Origin of the sequence: Pectobacterium carotovorum (genome assembly GCF_033898505.1) — a bacterium.
Lineage (GTDB): Bacteria > Pseudomonadota > Gammaproteobacteria > Enterobacterales > Enterobacteriaceae > Pectobacterium > Pectobacterium carotovorum_J.
In genome coordinates this window covers 1,925,431-1,944,038 of record NZ_JAXAFK010000001.1, presented here as the reverse complement: position 1 = coordinate 1,944,038, position 18,608 = coordinate 1,925,431, and the positions used below count along the sequence as shown (strand labels likewise).

Genomic DNA, 18,608 nt, shown 5'->3' with positions numbered 1-18,608 from the left:
TGAATAAACCCGTCATACTTCAAGTTGTTGGTGTGTTGGCTGCCTCGCTCCCCCCCAGTCACTTACTTGAGTAAGCTCCTGAGGACTCGCTGCGTTGCCGTCGGCCCGAAACTCGAATTATTTAGGGTTTTGTTTTTTTTATGTGAACAAAAGTTTAAATATTTGCTCTTGAGGGAAGTTTAGGTGTCGTCGGCGATCCCGTCTAATCAAATGCGGCTATGGTGGGATAGAGGCGGTTTATCAGTATATACTCGGGGCTTACCCACTACTGTGTCTGACGATCGAGCCTGACGATGGATATTAAGCAACTGCAATACCTGTGCAATTTGGAGAAAGAGCGCCATTTTGGCCGGGCAGCGGAAGCCAGTTTTGTCAGTCAGCCAACGCTCTCCATGCGGTTGAAAAATCTGGAGCGAGAGCTGGATCTGGCGTTAATCAATCGGGGTAACAATTTTGAAGGCTTCACGGCCGAAGGTGAGCGCGTGCTGGCCTGGGCGCGGGAAATCGTCTCGGTTTATCAGGGGTTGAAGCTGGAAGTCGCGTCGCTGAAACGCGGCGTTAGCGGCGTCTTACGCATCGGTGCGGTGCCGCAAAGCAGTATCGCGTTGTCGAGCCTGCTGGCGGCGGTCAACGAGGTCTACCCGCAGTTGGACTTTCAGATCTCGCTATTCAGTGCGGATCAACTGCTGGAAGCGCTGAATGCGCATTCGGTGGATGTCGGCATTGGCTTTTTTGAATTTTCGACGCTACAGGAACTGCACTTTCAGGCGTCGCCGCTGACGGAGCAGGGCATTGACCTGCTGTTCCATCCTCACCATTTTCCGCAGCTGGTGGGGGAAACGCCGCTGCCTCTCGCCGCGCTTTCCGACGTGCCGCTCTGTCTGGCGGAGGCCAGCCGCTATTTCCGTCGCTATCTGGATAGCCATTTCCGTGAAATGGGTGTCTCGCCGTGGGTCAAGGTGGAAAGTTCTTCCGTTCTGCAACTGATTCAAAGTGCCTATGTTGGGCTCGGGTGCGGGATTGTGCCCCATGGCAGCCTGATTCCAGAAATGACGCCTGCGTTAACGCTGCGGCCGCTGCAATTTCCGCCGATGCGTCGTCGTGCGGCGGTTGTTGTCGCACAGGCAGGCAGAGCGACACCGCTGGCGCAGAACTTCTTTGATGCTGCGCAGGCGTGGTTGCAGGCTTAGAACCTATCCCATTAGGGCTATTTCATTTGCCATTTTTGAACCTGGGCAGTGCTCGCATAAACGCGATAGCGTTTGAACACACTTCAGGGTGGCCCGTAGGGTGAGCGAAGCGAATAAATCCTCACGTACTACGTGTACGCTCCGGTTTCTGCGCGCTGTCCGTGTCCAAACTGACTGCACCAATAACGCCTACTGGGATAGGTTCTTAGTCGTAAAGGCTTTCGTCCTGTACCGGTGCCACCGATTTACTGGCGCGCAGCCGCCTGACGGACTGGCGCACCACCAGCGTACCGTTGAGCAGTGTGTTGCCAACCGGAGCTTCGGGACGGATCAGGCGGTATTGCAACAGCCTGATGGCCTCTTCGCCCAGCGCCTCACGCGGTACATGTACCGACGTTAGCGGCACGTCGTGAATGGCCGACAGATTGAATCCATCCATACTCATCACCGAAACGTCCTGCGGTACGCGCAGTCCCGCCTTGTGCAGCGCATTCACCACCCCGACCGCGATGAAGTCACCGCCTGCCAGAATAGCTGTAGGCCATTTATCCTGCGGGCAGCGGGACAAAAAGGCGGTCATCGCCTGTTCCGCGTCTGCCGTGCTGAAATTATCTAACGACAGCAGGTTGTCCCCGGTAGAAAACGGCAGATTATGGTACTGATAGGCATCCTGGATGCCGTCCAGACGCAGTTCCATCGTGTAGCGACGCAGGCATAATAGCGTCAATACGGCATGGTGCCCCTGTTCGAAGAGATAGTGGGCGGAGAACTCGCCAATTAACCGATGTGCAGGCGCCACACCCGGTAATCGCATCTTACGGTCGATGCAGTTAATCAATATGCAGGGCTTACCGCTGTCCGCCGCCAGCGCGTGAATATAGGGATCGTCGATGCCGATCAGCAGCGCCGCTTCCGTGGCCGGATCGCGCATTTTGTCTAAAAAGAGCGCCGCATCGCTGTCATTTTCCTCCAGCCCACAGTAGCGCACTCGCACATCGTGTGGCTTCAGGGCATCAATGATGCTCTGCACCACCTTGTGATAGAAGATGTCGGACCGAATATCAAAAGCGCGCGGCGGAGCGAAGATAGTCAGCCCGTTCAATAGCAGGCGACCATTGGCGAGATCGGCCAGCACGCCGCACTGGCGGGCGCAGTTGAGAATGTCTGCCTTTGCGTGCTCGCTGGTATTGGACTGACCAGACAATACGCGTGAAACCGTACTGATCGAGTAGCCTGTCCGCTGCGCAATTTCTCGTATTTTCAGGTTTCCTTTCATTTTGTGATCCCGTTCACCTTCGAAAATGACAAAGTTTTCATCGTTATCTATCGCCTGTTTTCAGGCGCTATAACCGGTTTTTTGATTGCATTTTGACCATAGCATGAAAATGTTTTCAAAAAAGTGAGTGTTTCACGATTTTCAATTGTTCTACTCTCGATTTGGTAAACCAATTTTAGCAGTTAGATGTAATAAAACAGGATTTAAATTAATAAATACAATGACATGAAAATAGTTTGATTGTTCGGTAGGCGATAAATAAAAAAATGCCGCCGAGATATCAGACCAATGTAACCTACTTTCCTGTATAGGAGTCACCATGAGTCTCGACATCAATTCGTCCTCCATCGCTACCAAAGGTAAACGGACATTCAGAAATCTGCGCTGGTGGGTTCTTGGCCTGTTTTTGCTTGGCGTTACCGTGAATTACATCACGCGTAATTCGCTGGGCATTCTGGCACCAGAACTGAAAACCAGCATGGGCATCACCACCGAGCAATATTCCTGGATTGTGGGCGCATTCCAGCTGGCGTATACCATTTTTCAGCCGATTTGCGGCTGGCTAATCGATGTCATCGGGCTGAAAATGGGCTTCATGATCTGTGCCACAATCTGGGCGCTGATGTGCATCTTCCACGCAGGGGCGGGGAGTTGGCTGCATCTGGCGATCCTGCGTTTCTTTATGGGGGCATCGGAAGCAGCAGCGACGCCGGCGAACGCTAAAACGCTGGGCGAGTGGTTTCCTAAAAAGGAACGCCCGATTGCGGCAGGCTGGGCCGGTGTGGGTTTCTCTATCGGCGCGATGCTGGCACCGCCGATCATCGTCGTTGCACATGCCTATCTGGGCTGGCAGGGCGCTTTCATATTTACCGGTGGGCTGGCGCTGCTGTGGGTGGTGCTGTGGTGGCTGTTCTACCATAACCCGGAAGTACACCCGAATTTAAGCCGCGAAGAGCTGGATTTCATTCGTCAGGACAACGAAGCGCCTCCCGTCAAACTGCCTTTCTTCACCGCGCTGAAAACTGTCTCAAAAAACAAACGCTTCTACGGTATTGCGATCCCGGCATTTATGGCGGAGCCCGCGTGGGCGGTGCTCAGCTTTTGGGTGCCGCTTTATCTGGCGAATGAACGCGGTATGGATCTGAAGCAAATTGCGATGTTCGCGTGGCTGCCGTTTCTTGCCGCCGATCTCGGCAGCGTCGCCAGCGGCTACCTCACTCGACTTTACGTCCGTTGGTTCGGCTGCTCTCGCGTCAACTCGATTGTGGCCAGTTCGGTAACGGGCGCATTCCTGATGTTATCGCTGGCGCTGGTGGCTATCAGCAAAGATCCATGGGTGGCGATTCTGCTGATTTCCATCGGCGGATTCGGTCATCAGGTCATTTCCTGCATGTTGAGCGCACTGGTGGTGGAATCGTTTGATAAAGGGCAGATGGCAACGGTGAATGGGATGCGCGGTTCATTCGCCTGGATTGCCAGCTTTCTGTTCTCGCTGCTGATTGGCGTCACCGCCGACAAAATTGGGTTTAACCCGCTGTTTGTCGCGATGGGATTCTTCGATCTGATCGGTGCCGTCTTCCTGATTGCGTTTATTGCTGAACGTCGCGGGAAAACGCGGCCGCAGGCATAACGGCTTATTCCATTCGTTTAAGACGCGAGATACACGGAGCGACCACGGGGCGAGGCTTCCCTAAGGGAACCTCATCCCCGTGTTTCTCCTAAAAATGGGCTTAAGGGACCTGCATTAAGCATAACGACGAGTTTATTTTTTCCTGAAAAGGACGCTGTATGAAAACGTTGAAAAATTGGGTGTTTCGTCATCAGAGCGCCGATCATGTTGAGTTGTTGGTGGACGACAAACATGTGTTTCGTCTGTACGTGCTGGAACCGATGTTGGCCCGTGTGCTGGTTAAACAACATGGTGAACTGAAACTGAACCGCACCTGGAGCATCGCGCCGCAGCAGGATGTCCCTTGGCAGGGGCGCAGTCGTGAGAGCAGCGCCGGTTTCAGCCTGCCGGGATTCTCGCTGGAAAATCTGGACGATACCTTTCGTATCAGTACCGCACGGATGCGAATTACGATTCATCAACCGCTGTGGTTGGCATGGGAGTACCGCGATGAACAGGGCGAATGGCAGCCGTTTGCCGCCGATCGCCCCACCAGCGCCTACTTGCTGAATCCACACGGTGAAGGCGTGGCGCACTATCAGCGCCGTTTCCCGACGGAGCGCTATTATGGGCTGGGTGAGAAGGCGGGCGATCTGGAACGCACTGGACGTCGGTTTGAGTTCCGCAATCTGGATGCGATGGGCTACAACGCGGCGAGCACCGATCCGCTGTATAAGCATGTTCCGTTCACCATTACCCGGCGTGAGGATGTCAGCTTCGGCCTGTTTTACGATAACCTGAGCACGACCTGGCTCGATCTCGGCAATGAAATCGATAACTATCATCTGGCTTATCGGCGCTATCAGGCGGAGGCGGGCGATCTCGACTATTACCTGTTTATCGGGCCGCGCGTGCTGGATGTGACGAAAGCGTTTGTGCGCCTGACGGGCAAAACGCTCTTTGGGCCAAAGTGGAGCCTCGGCTACAGCGGTTCCACCATGCATTACACCGATGCGCCCGATGCGCAGCAGCAGCTGATGAAATTTATCGCGTTGTGCCGTGATCACCACATTCCGTGTGATTCGTTTCAACTCTCGTCGGGCTACACGTCGATTAACAATAAGCGCTATGTGTTTAACTGGAACTACGACAAAGTCCCTCAGCCGGAGGTGATGTCGCAGGCCTTTCATGCTGCGGGCCTCAAGCTGGCTGCCAATATCAAGCCCTGTTTACTGCAAGATCACCCGAAATACAAAGAGGTATCGGCACAGGGGCTGTTTATCCTCGATTCCGAATCCGATGTGCCTGAGCGCTCCAGCTTTTGGGATGACGAAGGTTCGCACCTTGATTTCACCAACCCGGCAACGGTGGCGTGGTGGCAGGAGAACGTCACCCGGCAACTGCTGGAGAAAGGGATTGATTCAACGTGGAATGACAACAACGAATATGAAGTCTGGGATGGCGAAGCCCGCTGCCACGGATTCGGCGACACGATGGCGATCAAACATATTCGCCCGCTGATGCCGTTGCTGATGATGCGCGCCTCGCTGGAGGCACAGCAGCGTTTTGCTCCGACGCTGCGGCCTTATCTGATCTCGCGTTCCGGCTGTGCGGGGATGCAGCGCTACGTGCAAACCTGGAGCGGCGATAACCGCACCAACTGGCAGACGCTGCGCTACAACACCCGAATGGGAATCGGAATGAGCCTGTCCGGTCTGTTTAATGTGGGACACGACGTCGGCGGATTTTCGGGCGACAAGCCGGATGCCGAGCTGTTTGTGCGCTGGGTACAAAACGGCGTGATGCACCCGCGTTTCACCATTCATTCCTGGAATGATGACCATACGGTGAACGAACCGTGGATGTATCCCGCGGTAACGCCTGCGATTCGCAGTGCCATTGAACTGCGCTATCGCCTGTTGCCGTATTTTTACACCTTGCTGTGGCAAGCCAGCGCAGACGATGAGCCGATGCTGCGCCCGACATTCCTCGACCACGAGCACGACAGTGCGACGCTGGAGGAAACTGACGATTTCATGCTGGGACGAGATATTCTGGTTGCCAGCGTGGTGGAACCAGAGCAGCGCCAGCGGACGGTCTACCTGCCGGCGAATACATCTGGTTGGTACGATTTCCATTCCGGCCAATGGTTCAGCGGCGGACAGACGATCGTGCTGGATGCGCCACTGGAACGGCTCCCGCTGCTGGTCCGTGCGGGAGCGATGATCCCGCTGTCTGGGCGAACGGCGCACGTCAGCCCACAGGAAGACGAACAGCGTGAATTCCTGCTCTTCCCGCCCGTCGCTGGCGGTACGGACAGCGGGCTGCTGTTTGAAGACGATGGCGAAACGTGGCAATGGCGTGAAGGTAACGCGCTGTGGCTGCGTTGGGAAATTCATACGGATAGTCAACGGATTGACGTGACGTTTACGTCAGAAGGGCGATACCAGCCCGCCTGGCGGCACGCGACGCTGCGCCTGCCAGCGGGTGAGCAACGCCAGCTATACATCAACGGCGTTCACACGGATACCTATCAACACCAATAGCCATCCCATTTTATTTCCTGTTGCGCCCCGGTCTTATTTTTTTTACCGGGGCGTTTTTTGTTATGCAGAATATAAATAATATTCGATTGGTTATTTTTAGGATAAGGAGATGTTAATGAAGTGAATGGAATATTAAATATAAAAAAGAGTTGTGCGAATACCCTTAATAAAAGCGGATCTACAAAATAGTTTAAATAGTAAGAAAACATTTTATAACATCAAAAAAAATAGATACTTGGTAAGTAATAAGTTCGCGAATTATCAGCCAAAATAATTAATAAAAACAAACATGGCGGCTTCTGGTTCATTTGCGAACAGAGTTTCTATTTTAAGTGGAGTATTCGCTATGAAGAATAATCACCATGATCTATTTGCCGCTTTTACACTCCCCAACGGCGCAACGCTGAAAAATCGGGTACTGATGGCGCCCATGACCACCTGTAGTGGCTTTTACGATGGGAGCGTGACCAAAGAGCTGGTGGAATATTATCAGGCCAGGGCCGGCAGCATTGGTACCGTGATTGTGGAATGCTGTTTTATTGATGACAAAGGGTTGGCTTTTCCCGGTGCGATAGGAATCGACAACGACGACAAAATTGCCGGGCTGGCCAAAATTGCGACGGCGATTAAAGAAAAAGGCTCGACGGCGATCCTGCAAATTTATCACGGCGGCCGTATGGTCGAACCGCGTTTTATCGGTGGTGCGACGCCGGTTGCGCCGAGTGCCATTGCCGCGCCGCGCGCGGGTGCCATCGTTCCGGTCGCGCTGTCGGGCGACGAGGTTGACGCCATGATTGGCAAGTTTGGTGATGCCGTTCATCGTGCCATTCAGGCGGGTTTCGATGGCGTGGAAATTCACGGCGCGAACACTTACCTGATCCAACAATTCTATTCTCCGCACTCTAATCAGCGCTCAGATAAATGGGGCGGCACCCGTGACAACCGTGCAGCATTTCCGCTGGCGGTACTGGATATCACCCATGAGGTCGCGGATAAATACGCCGATCCCGCATTTATTATCGGTTATCGGTTCTCGCCGGAAGAGATCGAAGAGCCGGGCATTCATTTTGATGATTCACTCTATCTGCTGGAAAAATTAGCGGCACGCGGGCTGGATTACGTTCATTTCTCGATGGGAAATATTCTGCGCTCGTCCATTGTCGAGACTAATGACCCGACGCCGCTGATTAAGAAATATGTTGCCCGCCGTTCCGCGACATTAGCCGCGATTCCGGTTATTGGCGTAGGAGATATTGTTAATCAGGCCGACACAGACGCGGCGCTGGAAAATGGTTATGACCTGATTGCCGTCGGTAGAGCCTGTATTGCTTATCCAGACTGGACAGATCGTATTGCCGCTCAAGAAAAGCCCGAACTTTATATTGCCAGCGATAAACGTGAAGCATTAATGATACCTGAACCGCTGTGGCGTTTTTCATTAGTTGAAGCCATGATTCGGGACGTGAATTTAACCGGCAAAAAATTTAAATCCGGGGTTTATCAGGAAAGCGTTCAGGATGAATGTGGCGAGCTGCGAATTCATGTTCATTTTGAGCAGAATCGGGTCGCCGATATCGCGCTGGAGAATAGCGAGATTGATGATTCACTGAAAATCAGTTTTGAGATTATCCGCGAACGCATTCTGGATACCAATAGCCCCCACGTTGATGCCGTAACGGGCGCAACGGCGCAGAGTGAAGCGATTAAAAAAGCCGTTACCAAGGCGATGGTGAAATCGAGCAAAGACGCCATTATTGCCGACGGCGGTAACCCAGACGCGCGTCGTGAAGCGGATGTGGTGGTGATTGGCAGCGGCGGCGCGGGGCTGGCGGCGGCGATTCAGGCCAGCGAAGAAGGCGCGCGCGTTATCGTGATTGAAAAGATGCCGGTCATCGGCGGCAATACCATCAAGGCCTCTGCCGGTATGAACGCGGCGGGAACCGTCTTCCAGCAAAATAAAGGTATCGAAGATAGCCAGGCGCTGTTCTATGACGAAACCCTGAAAAGCGGCAAACAGAAGAACAATCCTGCGTTGGTACAATACTTCGTCGACCATGCGTCTGACGCGATTAACTGGCTGGCACAGCACGATATTGAACTGAGCGACATCACCACGACGGGCGGGATGAGCGTTGACAGAACGCATCGGCCAGCCAACGGCGCAGCGGTGGGCGGCTATCTGGTCAGCGGGCTGATTAAAAACCTCAATAAATACAATATTGAGGTGCTGCTGGAAACGTCAGTGACTGAAATTGTGCAGGAGAAGGGCAAGGTTACCGCCGTCAGAGTCGTCAATGAGGAGCAGGAAGAGAGCCACATTGCGACAAAAGCGGTGATTGTTGCGACGGGCGGTTTTAGTGCCAATCAGGCCATGGTGGAGTCATACCGCCCAGACCTGAAAGGTTTCGTCACCACTAACCATAAAGGAGCGACGGGCGGTGGCATTCGCCTGCTGGAACAGATCGGCGCGGATACGGTGGACATGGGGGAAATTCAGACCCATCCGACGGTTGAACAAACAACCTCTTATCTGATCTCCGAATCTATTCGCGGCGGCGGGGCTATTCTGGTGTCGCAGCGCGGGGAGCGTTTCTTTAACGAAATGGAGACGCGGGATAACGTCTCGTCCGCCATCGTGAACCTGCCGGAGGGCTATGCGTACATCCTGTTTGACGAGCAGGTGAGAGGCCGTAATCGAGCGGTCGAAGAGTATGTCGCGCAAGGGCTGACTGTTAGCGCGGGCAGCGTCGCGGAACTGGCCGACAAGCTGGATATGCCGCCAGCTGCGCTGCACGCCACGCTCGGCCGTTACAATGCCTTTATTGCCGATAAACATGATGAAGACTTTGGCCGTACCACGGGGATGCGCGATCCGCTGAATCAAGCGCCTTACTACGCGATTAAAGTGGCACCGGGCGTACACCACACGATGGGTGGCGTTACGATCAACGAGAAAGCGGAAGTATTGAACCGCTATAAAGAGACGATCTCCGGGGCTTATGCCGCAGGGGAAGTGGTTGGCGGTATTCACGGGGCGAACCGCATTGGCGGCAACGCCGTAGCGGATATCATTATCTTCGGTATTCAGGCGGGGATTCAGGCGGCAGCCTATGCGCGAGCGCCGCGTCGTTCCGACGTTTTTCCGACGAAAGTGCGTAAGCCAAAGTTTGCGAAAACGGCTGAAAACCAGCCGATGCTGGTAGCCGAGTAAGTGATAGAACCGTAGTGCTAATCTCGGACGTCTGAAAAGGCGTCCGCGATTTTTCGATGCTTTCCTCTCTGTATCGCCATTCGTTCATGGGAGCCGCCTTATGCCTTCAGTCGATAACGCTTATGTTTATTCCGTTCATCTGATGGGCAGTCCCATTCTGCTCAAACTCTTTGTCCATGATGAAACCGCTGTCAGGCAGGTTTTTCATCGCATCAAGCAGCTTGAAGACTTGCTAACCGTTAATCGGGCACAGTCGGAAGTGATGAGCATCAACCACGCGGCAGGTAAAGAATACGTTTCGGTCAGCTCGGTTGTTTTTGAGCTGATTAAGCGCGCCAAAGCGGTGAGCCTGATTGAAAATAGCGCCTTTAACGTCGCAATTGGTCCCGTCGTCAAACGATGGAAAATCGGTTTTAGCGGCAGCACGGTGCCTGATCAGGAATCGATACAGCGGACGCTGGCATTAACGGACCCTGAACGCATTATTCTCAGAGAGCAGGACTGCGCCGTGATGCTAGAGAGCGCGGGAATGGAGATCGATCTGGGCGCGATTGCGAAAGGTTATATCGCCGATATCGTCCGGGATGTTCTGCATCAACATGATATTCAGGATGCGTTGATCAATCTGGGGGGAAACGTGCTCGCGATTGGCAGCGCGCTGACGGATGAGCAGGGACTATGGAGCGTCGGGTTGCAGAAACCTTTCGCGGATCGCGATAGCCTGCTGGGCATTATTAAGGTGAAGAACAAATCCGTAGTAACATCCGGTATCTATGAACGCTTTTTTACCGTGGACGATCGTATTTATCATCATATTATCGATCCCCGGACGGGTTACCCGCTGGATAATGAACTGCACAGCGTAACGGTTATCTCGAACGACTCTCTCGACGGCGATATCTACACCACGCTGCTCTATGGCATGGGCGTGAGCACTGGCATTCACTTTCTACAAAACCGGCCGGATATCGAAGCCATCTTTGTGACGAAAAGCCGAGAGATTATTTTTTCTTCTCAGGGACATCATACGTTTGAATTGCTGGATAAGGATTATTTAGTTACTCAGCATTAATGACTACTAAAAACGCAAATAAATGACTAGATACATTACTAGCCATTTATTTGGTTTTATTTTGAACAATTAAACGAGAACTTTTATTTAGTTAGATACGGTAATGGTTGGATCCCAGCAGAAGTACCCAAACAACTTCTGAGCACCGCCATCAGGGCGATAATACAATCCAAATTGAATTTGATAATTTTCGGTCCCTTTCTGATTAATATCGGCCTGAATAAACCAATATGACTGGTCTGTATAAGTTACTGGGAAAGGACCATTTTGTTTCGGTAACATAGATGTCTTCGTGTACATTTTGAATGTTGTACCCGTAAAGACATCTGTGCCGCCAAATTTTGGTAAACCATAAACCAAAACGCTGGAATCAAAGTTATCGGACTCTGATGTTCCGGTCCAGCGAATCACATCACCCACATTGGCCTTTATATTGAGATCGGCGGACGCTTGACCCTGAAGGGCAGAACCGGAGGAGACCACCATATAAGAATATTGGTGTGAAATGCCGGTAGGTTTATTGGCGTCCTGACTCGGATTTTTGCCTGTAAAATCGCGAATGATACTATCTGTATCGATAACGACAATAATATTGATAATGCTGTTGCTGGACTTTAAATTAGACGCATCATTGCTACTCATAATGACCTCGTTTCAAAGGGATATAGTAAGTATATTATTTGACTCAACATCAAATAATTAGCGTGTGAATTTTTCAGCAAGATAAAATACGGCGCGATGGGTGCGCAGATAAATAATAGATGAGGATTCATTTTTCGCGATCTAATTTAAATGCTGATTTTTATTTTTTATTTTTTTGATTTAATAGGATTTGTTTTTTAATAAATCTGTAACGAACTCGCTATTTCTTTGTTATTTAATAACTATTCTTTGTGTGGGTTTGTTCATAAATAAATGGAAAAACAACACAAAAAACCAATATCATGAACTAAACGTTATTTATAATATGAAATTTTATTTTTTCTGGTGATTTATTCTTTATGTAATGCTATTCATGCATATTATTACTATGAGTATTAATTTAATTAAAACCAATCCTCACATTTTATGGATGAAGGGTGATTTTACTGATGACTGTCTCTCCTTTTTGGGGTTGGGGAAATAAAAATGCGCTCTTTTATAAGAGCGCATTTTGAGCAAAAACAGTTTACCGTGATGACTTATTTCAGTTCCAGCTCGTTCATTGCGGCGATGCTGAAGCCGCCGTCAACGTGCAGAACTTCACCGGAGATACCGGCAGCCAGATCGGAACACAGGAACGCAGCAGAGTTGCCCACGTCTTCAATGGTAACGACACGGCGGATTGGCGTAACGGCTTCGCAATGCGACAGCATTTTCTTGAAGTCTTTGATGCCGGATGCAGCCAGTGTACGAATCGGGCCCGCAGAGATGGCGTTGACGCGCACGCCCTGAGCACCCATGGCGTTCGCCATGTAACGTACGTTTGCTTCCAGAGACGCTTTTGCCAGACCCATTACGTTGTAGTTAGGGATGGCACGCTCAGCACCCAGGTAGGACAGGGTAACCAGCGCAGAGTTCGGGTTCAGCATCTTACGGCAGGCTTTCGCCATCGCGACGAAGCTGTAAGAGCTGATATCGTGAGAAATGCTGAAACCTTCACGGGTCACGGCATCAACGTAGTCACCGTCCAGTTGATCGCCCGGTGCGTAAGCAATGGAGTGCACGAAGCCATCAAAGGTCGGCCATACGTTAGCCAATTCGGTAAACAGTGCTTCGATGCTGGCATCTTCAGCGACATCACATGGCAGAACGATGCTGGAACCCAGTTCGCTGGCAAAGCCTTCAACGCGTGATTTCAATTTGTCGTTCTGATACGTGAAGGCCAGTTCGGCACCTTCACGCTGCATTGCTTGTGCAATACCGTAGGCAATAGAACGGTTGCTGGCAACACCTGTTACCAGAATGCGCTTACCGGTAAGAAAACCCATAGCAGTAATCCTTGTGATCATTGTTGCTGCGATCGCCACCTCTGTGCCCGTAAACATACGTGGCAAGTGACGACCGAGATGAATAAACCGCGCAATTCTACCATGTTGGGGACGGTAGGGGTACTCCGAGCAGTATCCGCCTTTTTCCACAGCCCTATGGCTGTCGCGCGGATGCCGCCGTGGTGCGCGGAGATTAACGTTGTGCGCCGTCGCGTCGCCAGGCGTCGGCGCTGAGCGCTTCGCCGAAGTGGCTGGCAATCAAACGTTTCGTCAGGTCATGTAGCGGGGCGGACAACACATCGGCGGTACTGCCGCGCTCGACCACTTCGCCAGCCTGCATCACCAGAATCTGGTCGCTGATATGCTTCATCATGCCCAGATGCTGCGTCACGTAAATATAAGAGATACCGTGCTTTTCCTGTAACTCCAGCATCAGATTGATAATCTGTGACCGCATAGACATATCCAGTGAGGCCAGCGCCTCATCGGCAACAATCACCTTCGGTTGCAGGATCAGCGCGCGTGCCAGACCGACACGCTGTTTTTGCCCCGGCGCGAGCGCATGTGGATAGTAATAGGCGTGATCGGGACGCAGCCCGACCTGATGCAGTGCCTGATTAATCGCTCTTTCGCGCGCTTCGGCGCTGAGATCGGTATTTAGCCGCAGCGGGACATCCAGCAGTTGCCCGATGCGCTGGCGCGGATTGAGCGCGTTGCTCGCATCCTGAAAGATCATGCGGATGCGCTGGCTGCGATAACGGTAATCGCCGTAGTGCAAAGGGTGATCGTCAATAACCAGTTCGCCAGACGTCGGGGCAATCATGCCCGACAGCATCTTAGCCAGCGTCGATTTCCCCGATCCGTTCTCACCGATAATGGCGAGCGTTTGTCGTTCACGCAGCGTAAAGCTGACGGATTTCACCGCCTCAACGTGCTGACGGCGGAATAGCCCGGTCCGATAGCGGAACGTCTTGGTCAGGTTGCGGGCTTCAAGCAGCATCTCAACCATCACGGTTCCTCCATGTTGAGCGGGAAGTGGCAGGCATATAAGTGGTTCTTAACGGAAAGCAGCGGCGGTGTTTGCATACACTGTTTTTGCGAATACGGGCAGCGGGGGCCGAGCCGGCAGCCGATCGGCAGGTGCTCCAGTGAGGGGATCGCACCCGTTAGCGTGTTCAGCCGGCTTTTGTGCGGCAGCGAGCGACCGAAATCGGGCATCGCGCGAATCAGCGCCTGCGTATAGGGATGGTGCGGCGCGGTGATCAAATCTTCACTGGTGGCGCTTTCTACCGTTTGCCCGCAATAGAGTACGTTGATTCGGTCGGCCCATTTGCTCATGGTTTGCAGGTCATGGCTGATGAGCAGAATCGTGGTGTTATTGTTTTGATTCAGGCGCGACAGCAGGCGGAAAATCTGCGCCTGCGTGGTGGATTCCATCGCGTTGGTGGGTTCATCGGCAATCAGCAGGCGCGGCTGGTTTGCCAGTGCGATGGCAATCATCACTTTTTGGCACTCGCCGTCGCTCAGCTCATAAGGGTAACTGCCCATAATATCTTTATGATCTTTAATCCCGACGCGGTGCAGCAGTTCGATAGCGCGACGTTTGCGCCAGTTAAACCGCTGCCACCAGCGGCCTTTATACGTCCAGCCGGGAATCGCCTGTACCAATTGCCGACCAATACTCTCAGACGGATCGAGACAGGATTGCGGCTCCTGAAAAATCATCGAGACGTTATGGCCAACCAGCTTACGCCGTTCGCGCGACGACAGTTGCAGCAGGTCGATATCATCAAAGCGGAAGCGATCGGCGGTCACGCGCCAGTTTTCTTTGGTGATCCCGCAGATGGCTTTGGCGATTAGGCTTTTACCTGAGCCGGATTCGCCCACCAGCCCGCGAATTTCCCCTTCGCTCAGCGTCATGCTGACGCGATCGACGGCTTTTACCGCGCCGTCGGCGGTCAGGAATTCAATCGTCAGGTTACGGATATCAAGTAATGGCATAGGGAGTCGGCGCCTCTTATTCCGTTTCCGCGACGAGCGCGCGGCGGATGCCGTCGCCCAGCAGGTTGACGATTAACACGCTCAGCGCGATAGCCGCGCCGGGCAGCATCACGGTCCACGGTGCCGCATAAACCAGTTCCAGCGAGTTACCAAGCAGGGCGCCCCATTCGGTCGTCGGCAACTGTGCGCCCAAATCGAGAAAACCCAGCGCGGCGATATCCAGAATGGCGATCGACAGCGCGCGGGTAAATTCGGAAACCAGCAGCGCGGCGATGTTCGGCAATACGACATACCACACCAGATAAAACGTGGACGCGCCGTCAAGACGGGCAGCGATCACGTACTCTTTGTCCATTTCAGCGTGTACGGCGCTGTAGATGGTGCGCACCATGCGCGGCAGCAGCGCTAGCAAAACGGCGAGCATCGCGTGTTCGAGCTTAGGGCCGATAAAGGCAATCACCACAATCGCCAGCAGCAATGAGGGAATCGACAGCAGCGTATCCAAAATGTGGTTGAGCATCGCGGAGCGCAGCCCGCGGGTCACGCCCGCAAAGACGCCCAATACGATGCCGCACAGCGCGGCCGCATAGGTGACGATGAGCGATGCGCCAACGGTTGGCGCTGCACCGCTCAGCAGACGGCTTAGCTGATCGCGGCCTAAATCGTCGGTGCCGAGAAAGAACGAGACTTCACCGTAGTGCGACCAGGAGGGGGGCAACAACTGGTAGCCCAAAAATTGCTGGTCAACCTCATAAGGCGCAAGAAATTTGCCGAACAGGCACAGGCCAATCAGGATCAGAAAGCCGTAGAGCCCGATCATCGCCAGCATATCCTGATGGAATGCCCGCCAGGTATCGCCTAGTCGGCTAGGCAGCCGCTTTTCGCTATAAACGTTATCGAAGGGCATACCATTCCTTATGTTTCAACGGATTTGCCATGGCACCCCAAATATCGGACAGGATGTTGACCGTGATGACCATTGCGCCGACGACCATTACGCCCGCAGAAATGGCAGCGAAGTCCTGCTGACGAATGGCGTTCACCAGCCAGCGACCGATACCCGGCCAGTTAAAGACCACTTCGGTAATCATCGTCAGCGTCAGCATCGTGGAAAATTGTAATCCTAGTTTGGGAATAATCGGCGGCAGCGCGTTGTGAATCAGATGGCGGCGAATGATCGTAAAGCGCGACAGTCCGCGAGTCGCCGCCGCTTTAATGTAGTTTTTGCTGATAATGTCCGTGGTACTGACGCGCATCAGGCGGATCACTTCGGTGGTCGGCCCGACGGCCAGCACGGTAATCGGCAAAATCAGGTGGCGGATGGCGCTGACGATCATTTCACCGCGATGGGGCGAGTCTGACAGCCAGGCATCAATCAGTGCAAATCCGGTGACGGTTTTCACCTGATAGAGTAGGTCGAAGCGGCCTGAAACCGGTAGCCAGCCGAGGTGCAGCGAGAAAAAGAGCGTCAGCAGTAGCGCCAGCCAGAATACCGGCAGGGAAAAGCCGATGAGCGCCAACGTGCTGATCACAATGTCCGCGCCGCGATTCTGCATTACGCCAGCGGTAATCCCCAGCGGAATGCCGACCAGCAGCGAGAGCGCAAACGCCAGCAGACAAAGCTCGATCGTCGCCGGGAACACTTCTTTCAGCAGCTCGCTGATGGCCTGGCCGTTAATGCTGGAGCGACCGAAATCCCCCTGAAGCAGGCTGGTGAGGTAAAAATGATAGGCATCAAATAGCGCCGCGCCGTTGAGCGGGGCGTTGGGCGTGTAGTAACTGAGGCTAAAGCCAACCAGCGTCAATAGTGACAGCGTCACTATCAGTAACACCAGACGTCGCAAGGTAAAAATAATCACGGCTGTGCTTCCTCCACGGTTTCCGGTGCAGAGGGTTTCTGCTGCGCCTGTTGATCCTCGCGGAAGACGCCCGCGAACGAGGCATTGCCGAAGGGGCTCAATACCAGCCCTTTCATATCATAGCGGTATGCCAGCAATCGCAATGACGACGCCAGCGGTAGAACGGGTAACTGTTCTGCCAGAATACGCTGTGCCTGCTGATAATAGTCAATCCGCTTAGAAAGCTGCTGTGACGAGAGCGCGTTTTGCAGCACTTCGTCAAACGTCGGATCACACCAGTGCGCGTAGTTGCTTTGGGAGCGAATTGCCGCGCAGCTTAGCAACGGTCGGAAAAAGCTGTCCGGGTCGTTACTGTCTGTTGCCCAGCCTGCCAGCGTTAAATCGTGGCTGAGTTCCATCAGCCGCGCTTCCTGAAAACGGCCTTCCACCGGAACGATGGTCACGGTGACGCCAATTTGTGCCAGATCGGCCTGTATCAGCTCTGCGGTTTTCAACGGGCTGGGGTTGTAGGACTGTGAGGCGCTGGGCACCCACAGGCGCAGGTTGAGGTTCGTCAGCCCCAGTTCCTGCAAGATTTGCCGCGCTTTCTGCGGGTTATATTCCGTAATCTGCGATTCGTTATCGTACGCCCACGAGGCGCGGGGCAGAATCGACGCTGCGGTTTCTGCCGTGCCGTAATAGATCGACTGCATCAGCCTGTCGTTATTGATCGCTAGCGCGATGGCTTCCCGCACGCGGCGGTCGTCCAACGGCGGTTTACGCACGTTGAAGGCCAGATAGGCAACGTTCATGCCGGGGCGCAGCGACAGACGCAGACGGGGGTCGTTACGCAGAATCGTCAACTGGCTGGCAGCCGGATAGGCGAGAACATCACATTCGCCCGTCAGCAGCTTGGATAAGCGACCTGTACCGCCAGAACCGAGGTCGACAACGACCTGCCGCATACGTGGCAAACCGCGCCAGTAATCGCCGTTACGCGTCAGCCGGATATATTGCCCGTTGCGGTATTCATCGAGCAGATAGGGGCCAGTGCCGACTGGTTCACGATCCAGCAGCTCCTTTTTGTCCTCTTTCGCCAGACGTTGCGCGTATTCCGCGGACAGAATCGGCGCGTAGTGCGTAGCCAGATGCCAGAGGAAAGAGGCATCCGGGCTGTTGAGCCGAATTTCAACGCTATACTCGCCCAGCTTACGGATGCTTTGTACCGAATCGGCGAATTGCAGGCTGTCAAAATAGGGGTATTCGCCGCCGTTGACATCATGATATGGGTGCTTTTCGTCCAGCATGCGCTGGAAGCTGAATATCACGTCATCGGCGTTCATATTGCGGGTCGGGCTGAACCAGGCGGTGCTCTGAAACGGTACATCGCGGCGCAGATAGAAACGGTATGTCGAACCGTTGTCTAAGACTTCCCAGCGCTGGGCCAGTTCTGGCATCAGACGATAGGTATAAGGATCGACATCCAGCAGACGATCGTAAAGCTGCGCCGCCAGCGTATCAATGGTGACGCCGCTGCGTGCCATCTGCGGGTTAAACGTGTTCAGGACATCATTGACGCAATAGACAAAACCACTCTGGCGAATACTTTCCTGCGGAGCAGGTGACGTTGGCACGGACGGCAGTGCGGCCAGTGCAGGCAAAGCCAGCCAGGTGAGTGCCAGTGCGAAACAGGTTTTTCCGAACATACGGGATTTTTCAGTCAAGACGGTTATAGACAGAGTGTATCGCACTCTTGGCATCCTCCCCACTCTTGTTATGCGCGTCTGGCGACTTTCCAACCGCTTAAGCCACCAGCACTGTCAGCAGAGGGGAGATAAGTCATCCTATTCTACCGGTATTTCTGCTGTGAGTTACGATGGCAAGAACCCTATAGT

13 protein-coding genes are annotated in these 18,608 nt (G+C 53.3%); 5 read left to right on the top strand and 8 right to left on the bottom strand.

From position 1 onward, the window contains the following. Positions 1 to 293: 293 nt before the first annotated feature. Positions 294 to 1,190: a LysR family transcriptional regulator gene (locus R9X49_RS08575; RefSeq protein WP_319847979.1), complete on the top strand. Its 897-nt coding sequence runs from the start codon at positions 294 to 296 to the stop codon at positions 1,188 to 1,190. A 205-nt stretch (positions 1,191 to 1,395) separates the two neighbouring features. Here the strand turns inward: R9X49_RS08575 and R9X49_RS08570 are convergent, their stop codons facing one another. Next, positions 1,396 to 2,466 (bottom strand): LacI family DNA-binding transcriptional regulator, encoded by a 1,071-nt coding sequence (locus R9X49_RS08570; RefSeq protein ID WP_319847978.1) that lies wholly within the window; start codon positions 2,464 to 2,466, stop codon positions 1,396 to 1,398. A 319-nt stretch (positions 2,467 to 2,785) separates the two neighbouring features. Between R9X49_RS08570 and R9X49_RS08565 the strand changes: the two genes are divergently transcribed. From R9X49_RS08565 to R9X49_RS08550, 4 genes are all read left to right on the top strand, one after another. Further along, positions 2,786 to 4,096 (top strand): MFS transporter, encoded by a 1,311-nt coding sequence (locus R9X49_RS08565; RefSeq protein ID WP_319847977.1) that lies wholly within the window; start codon positions 2,786 to 2,788, stop codon positions 4,094 to 4,096. 158 nt (positions 4,097 to 4,254) lie between these two features. After that, a complete protein-coding gene (locus tag R9X49_RS08560) occupies positions 4,255 to 6,621 on the top strand; it encodes a glycoside hydrolase family 31 protein (protein WP_319847976.1) in 2,367 nt (788 codons plus the stop codon). A 346-nt stretch (positions 6,622 to 6,967) separates the two neighbouring features. Then, a complete protein-coding gene (locus tag R9X49_RS08555; RefSeq protein ID WP_319847975.1) occupies positions 6,968 to 9,832 on the top strand; it encodes a flavocytochrome c in 2,865 nt (954 codons plus the stop codon). A 100-nt stretch (positions 9,833 to 9,932) separates the two neighbouring features. Then, entirely contained in the window at positions 9,933 to 10,904 is a 972-nt protein-coding gene (locus R9X49_RS08550) for an FAD:protein FMN transferase (RefSeq protein WP_319847974.1), read from the top strand. A gap of 87 nt (positions 10,905 to 10,991) precedes the next feature. Here R9X49_RS08550 and R9X49_RS08545 read toward each other — a convergent pair whose 3' ends face one another. From R9X49_RS08545 to sapA, 7 genes are all read right to left on the bottom strand, one after another. Then, positions 10,992 to 11,546, bottom strand: a complete 555-nt coding sequence (locus tag R9X49_RS08545; protein ID WP_319847973.1) for an inclusion body family protein — start codon at positions 11,544 to 11,546, stop codon at positions 10,992 to 10,994. A gap of 539 nt (positions 11,547 to 12,085) precedes the next feature. Next, positions 12,086 to 12,874 carry an enoyl-ACP reductase FabI gene (gene fabI / locus R9X49_RS08540; protein ID WP_319847972.1) on the bottom strand — a complete coding sequence of 263 codons (789 nt, stop codon included), beginning with the start codon at positions 12,872 to 12,874 and terminating at the stop codon, positions 12,086 to 12,088. A 193-nt stretch (positions 12,875 to 13,067) separates the two neighbouring features. Beyond that, positions 13,068 to 13,883 carry a putrescine export ABC transporter ATP-binding protein SapF gene (sapF, locus tag R9X49_RS08535; RefSeq protein ID WP_010276730.1) on the bottom strand — a complete coding sequence of 272 codons (816 nt, stop codon included), beginning with the start codon at positions 13,881 to 13,883 and terminating at the stop codon, positions 13,068 to 13,070. Beyond that, complete coding sequence (gene sapD / locus R9X49_RS08530) at positions 13,883 to 14,875, bottom strand: putrescine export ABC transporter ATP-binding protein SapD (protein WP_015840560.1); 993 nt, start codon at positions 14,873 to 14,875, stop codon at positions 13,883 to 13,885. Before sapD ends, sapF begins: the two co-directional genes overlap by 1 nt. A 16-nt stretch (positions 14,876 to 14,891) precedes the next feature. Then, entirely contained in the window at positions 14,892 to 15,782 is an 891-nt protein-coding gene (gene sapC / locus R9X49_RS08525; protein WP_319847971.1) for a putrescine export ABC transporter permease SapC, read from the bottom strand. Next, positions 15,769 to 16,734 (bottom strand): putrescine export ABC transporter permease SapB, encoded by a 966-nt coding sequence (gene sapB / locus R9X49_RS08520; RefSeq protein ID WP_319847970.1) that lies wholly within the window; start codon positions 16,732 to 16,734, stop codon positions 15,769 to 15,771. The genes sapC and sapB overlap by 14 nt, the downstream gene beginning before the upstream one ends. Further along, on the bottom strand, positions 16,731 to 18,419 hold the full coding sequence (sapA, locus tag R9X49_RS08515; protein WP_319848615.1) for an ABC transporter substrate-binding protein SapA: 1,689 nt from the start codon (positions 18,417 to 18,419) through the stop codon (positions 16,731 to 16,733). Before sapA ends, sapB begins: the two co-directional genes overlap by 4 nt. Positions 18,420 to 18,608 lie beyond the last annotated feature (189 nt).